At 77.3% G+C, this 768-nt stretch carries 1 pseudogene; it reads left to right on the top strand.

The annotated features are described in order from the left end of the window. A pseudogene (locus ND748_RS33150) lies at positions 1 to 615 on the top strand (ATP-binding protein); the annotation flags it as partial. Between the last annotated feature and the right edge of the window lie 153 nt (positions 616 to 768).

The following is a 768-nucleotide window of genomic DNA, read 5'->3' as shown; positions in this document are numbered from 1 at the left end:
GTCCGGATCCGAGCGGATCGGGCGCGGGCCCTCGGCATGATCGAGCGGGAGGTCCTGCCGCTGCTCGCGGCGGTGCGCGACGGCCTGCTCGACCCGCGCGACCCGGCGGTGCGCGAACGGTGCCGGCGGTTCGCCGCCATGATTCGCCGCACCCTGGTCGCCAGTCACGCCGCCGCCCTCGGCGACCTGGCGGCGGCGCTGTTCGACGCGGAGTCCCGTGGCGTCCGCATCGACGCCCAGGTCGCCGGGGATCTGCGGGTGGCCCCCGCGCCCGTGCGCGCCCGGCTCGAGGCGCTGCTGCCGCAGGTGCTCAGGGCGATCCCGGCCCCCCGGGCGCTGCTTACCCTGATCTGCGACGCCAGCGGAGGCAGCCTCACGCTCACCGTGGCGGGCACGGCCATCCCGTCGGACTGGGCCCGCGCGATCACCGGCCCGGGGGCCCCCGCCGACGCGCCCCGGCCGGCCGCCACGCCGCCCGTGGCGGTCAGCGTGGACGGCGACGACGGCCAGCTGTGCCTACAGGTGAGCTGGGTGGTGGCCGTCGGCGGCGACACCGACCCGGCGGCGGGCGAGGCGCGCGGCGCCGGCCGGGCGACGGCGAACACCGATCGGTGAATGCGGCGATTTTCGGCTGTTGGCGGGGACAATCGGCCCCATGAGGTTCAGCGTGGAACGCGACGTGTTCGCCGACGCGACCGGCTGGGCCGCCCGGCATCTGCCGAGCCGGCCGGGGCTGACCCCGAGCGCGCTGACGGGCCTGCTGATCGA

This window comes from Frankia sp. AiPs1, assembly GCF_023716945.1.
In the GTDB taxonomy this organism is placed as follows: domain Bacteria; phylum Actinomycetota; class Actinomycetes; order Frankiales; family Frankiaceae; genus Frankia.
This window is presented reverse-complemented; position numbering and strand designations above follow the sequence as displayed.